This is a genomic window from Rhodococcus sp. P14 (genome assembly GCF_000256505.1).
In the GTDB taxonomy this organism is placed as follows: Bacteria; Actinomycetota; Actinomycetes; order Mycobacteriales; family Mycobacteriaceae; genus Rhodococcus; species Rhodococcus ruber.
Map to the genome: position 1 here is coordinate 1 of NZ_AJFC01000142.1, position 3,389 is coordinate 3,389.

A 3,389-nucleotide genomic window follows, 5' to 3' on the forward strand; every position below is an offset into this window, starting at 1 on the left:
GACGGTTCCCGTTGTCGGCCGCTGACTTCCGCCCCGGCGGGGCACGGCACGCGGTTCCGGCCGTGCCGGGAGTGCTGTCCGAGGATCAGTGCCTGCGAACCGCCCGCGCGATCGCCGACATGCAGGAGTCCTCCGGAGCGATCCCGTGGTTCCCCGGCGGTCACACCGACCCGTGGGACCACATCGAGTCCGCGATGGCGCTCACCGCCGCGGGGTTGTTCGAGGAGGCCGAGGCGGCCTTCGACTGGTCCCGTCGGACCCAGCGGCCGGACGGCTCGTGGCCCATGCAGTTCCGCGGGGACGCCGTCGAGAACCACGACGCCGACTCGAACTTCACCGCGTACATCGCGGTGGGGGTGTGGCACCACTACCTCGTCACGGGCGACACCGACCATGTGGTGCGCTTGTGGCCGACGGTGCGGGCGGCCCTCGACCATGTGCTCGAGCTGCAGGCACCCGGAGGCGAGATCTACTGGGCTCGAGGCGAACACGGCACGGCCGACGAGGCTCTGCTGACGGGGTGTTCGAGCATCCACCACAGTCTGCAGTGCGGGCTGCGCCTGTCGGAGGTGGTCGGCGACCCCCATCCGGACTGGGAGGTCGCGTGGTACCGGCTCGGCCACGTGCTGCGACGGCATCCGGAGGCATTCACCCCCAAGCCGGAGTACTCGATGGACTGGTACTACCCGATCCTCGGCGGGGCGGTGCGCGGTGCGCCGGCCCGGCAACGGATCCGGGAGCGCTGGGACGATTTCGTGGTCGGCGACATCGGCATCCGCTGCGTCGACCACCGGCCGTGGGTGACGGGTGCCGAGACGTGCGAGCTCGTCCTCGCCCTGGACGCGATCGGTGAGGCCACGACGGCCCGGATCCTGCTGGCCGCCATGCAGCATCTTCGCGACCCGGACGGGTCCTACTGGACCGGAATGGTGTTCACGGACGGAAAGCGCTGGCCCGTGGAGAAGAGCTCCTGGACCAGCGCTGCGGTCATCCTCGCCGCCGACGCGCTCTCGCGCAGCACCGCCGGCAACGGAGTGTTCCGCGACGCCACCGCACCCGCCGGATGGGTCGCCGCCGAGAGCTGTCACGAGGACTGCCGGGTGACGGTCTGAGCCGTCAGCCCGGCAGCATTCCGGCGGTGCCGGAAGTGCGTTCGAGCACGCGCAGCGAACCGGTCACCGACACCTCGGTGAACTCGCCGCTCCCGAGCGCGCGCAGGTAGACCTCGTACGGGGGACGGCCGCCGTCCTTCGGATCGGGGAACACGTCGTGGATGATCAGGGCGCCGCCGACACGCACCCACGGCGCCCAGCCCGCGTAGTCCGCCTGCGCCGCCTCACTGCTGTGACCACCGTCGACGAACACGAACGACACCGGGGTCCGCCAGAACTCCGCGACCTGGCCGGATCGTCCCAGCACCGCCACGACATGAGATTCGAGGTCCGCGTCGGCCAGGGTGTGGCGGAACCGTCCCACCGTGTCCAGATGCCCGGTGTGCGGGTCGACGAGGGCCGGATCGTGGTACTCCCATCCGGGTTGGTGCTCCTCGGACCCGTGATGATGGTCGATCGTGACGATGGTTCCCCCGGTGGCCTTCGCGGCGGCTCCGAGATAGACGGTCGAGCGCCCGCAGTAGGTGCCGATCTCGACGCCGACCCCGTCGCCGAGATACCGGACCGCGGCGTCGTGCAGGGCCGTGCCCTCGTCGATCGGCATGAAACCCGGTGTCGCCTCGGCCAGCTCGATCGTCTCCCGGGGCAGGGTGGTGCGGGTCATGATGATCGGTCTCCGTTCGTTGCGGTCCACGGTGTGCTCGGAAGCGGTACGTATCGGAACCACAGTACCCACCGGTTCCGGCGGGCCACCCGGCAAGCCGCCGGATGCAGGTCAGGCGCCGTAGCCGCCGTCGACGTCGAGGATCTGCCCGGACACGAAGTCCGCCCGGTCCGAGGCGAGGAAGGCGACGGCCTCGGCGACGTCGTGGGCGTCGCCGAAGCGTCGCAGGGGAATGTTGTTGCGCGCGACGGACAGTGCGCGCTCGTCGAGTTCGCCGGACCCGATCAGCCGGGCGGCGGTGCCGTCGGTGAGCATGCCCGGCCCCACCGCGTTGACCCGCACCCCGAATCGCCCTTCCTCGGCCGCCAGCGCCCGCACGAGGGCTTCGATCGCACCCTTCGGTCCGGCCGACAGGCCGTCCCGGACCGGGAACCGGCGGGTCGCCGCCGTCGTCACCGCGACGATGTTGCCCCGCGACTCCCGCAGCCGGGGCAGTACCGGGTGGACGAGATTGAAGAACGCGCCCGCGTCGCCCACGAGCTGGTCGCGGAACTGCGCGGGCGTCACCCGGCTCAGGTGCACCATCGGCACGTGCGGTCCCGCCGCGTGGACGAGTGTGTGCAGTGCACCGAACGTCGCGACGGCTGCGTCCACGACCCCGGCGGCCGCGGCACTGTCGCTCAGCTCCGCCTGCAGCGGCAGCGCCTTCGCCCCGAGTGTGCGCAGTTCCGCCGCCAGTGCGGCGGCGGCCCCGTCGTTGCGGCGGAACGTGAAGGCGACGTCGCTGCCGCGCTCGGCCAGCATCCGGCACACCGCCCGGCCGATCCCGCCGGTGCCGCCGGCCACGAGGGCCGCGCCCGGGCGGTCCGCGAAGTCCTGCACTGCTCACTCCTTCGGTTCTCGCGCCGCGGGGCCCCGAGCGGGCTCGGGGAACTCCCTCGGTGGGCTCACGTCTTGCGGCGCCGGGCGAGCACGCCGCCGATCATCGAGTCGAGTTCGGTGCCGAGCGGCCATCCGACATAGTGGCACAGGAACAGGGCGATCTCCTTCAGTTGCGGTTCGTCGAGTTCCTCGTTGTGGAGTGCGGCCCCGACCTGGATCTCGGCCACGTCGATCAGCCCCTGTGCGGTGAGCGCGCCGAGCAACAGCAGCCGCCGGTCGCGGATGCTCAGCCCGGGCCGGGACCAGATGTCGGCGAAGAGGTGGTCTGCGGTGACGGCGAAATGGTCGCCGGGCCCGTCCTGCATCTCCCAGCCGTACACCTGCGACATCATGTCCAGGCCGCGGCGGCGGCGGTCGTCGGTCATGCGGGCTCCTCCTGTCGTGCGTTCTCTCCCCGGCCCACCCCGAGACCCGGACCGAGGTCGCCGAGCGCGCGCGCCGCGAGGGGCAGGTCGACGCCGAGCCGAGCGCCGAGACCGAGGGCCAGCGACAGGTCCTTCTCGCCCAGCGCACGCACGTGGTCGAGGATCGGGAACCAGAAGTCGTCCGGTGGGATCGGTGCGGTGGTGTCCCGGAGCATGATCGCCCCGGCGCCCCCGCTGATCGCGTCGGTGTGGCGGACCACCTTCCCGAGCGCGGTGATGTCCAGCCCGGCCGCCTCGGCGAGCCGC

4 protein-coding genes and 1 pseudogene are annotated in these 3,389 nt (G+C 71.7%); 1 reads left to right on the forward strand and 4 read right to left on the reverse strand.

What is annotated here, in order from left to right:
• Positions 1 to 11: 11 nt before the first annotated feature.
• On the forward strand, positions 12 to 1,112 hold the full coding sequence (locus OEY_RS0110790; protein ID WP_017680901.1) for a hypothetical protein: 1,101 nt from the start codon (positions 12 to 14) through the stop codon (positions 1,110 to 1,112).
• 4 nt (positions 1,113 to 1,116) lie between these two features.
• Here the strand turns inward: OEY_RS0110790 and OEY_RS0110795 are convergent, their stop codons facing one another.
• From OEY_RS0110795 to OEY_RS0110810, 4 genes and pseudogenes are all read right to left on the reverse strand, one after another.
• Positions 1,117 to 1,776, reverse strand: a complete 660-nt coding sequence (locus OEY_RS0110795; protein ID WP_026137805.1) for a class I SAM-dependent methyltransferase — start codon at positions 1,774 to 1,776, stop codon at positions 1,117 to 1,119.
• A gap of 111 nt (positions 1,777 to 1,887) precedes the next feature.
• A complete protein-coding gene (locus OEY_RS0110800; RefSeq protein WP_010593892.1) occupies positions 1,888 to 2,658 on the reverse strand; it encodes an SDR family NAD(P)-dependent oxidoreductase in 771 nt (256 codons plus the stop codon).
• A 65-nt stretch (positions 2,659 to 2,723) separates the two neighbouring features.
• Positions 2,724 to 3,083, reverse strand: coding sequence for a carboxymuconolactone decarboxylase family protein (locus OEY_RS0110805; protein WP_010593893.1), 360 nt, complete (start codon positions 3,081 to 3,083; stop codon positions 2,724 to 2,726).
• Positions 3,080 to 3,389, reverse strand: a pseudogene (locus OEY_RS0110810) (NAD(P)-dependent oxidoreductase); the annotation flags it as partial. The gene OEY_RS0110805 and the pseudogene OEY_RS0110810, both read right to left, overlap by 4 nt.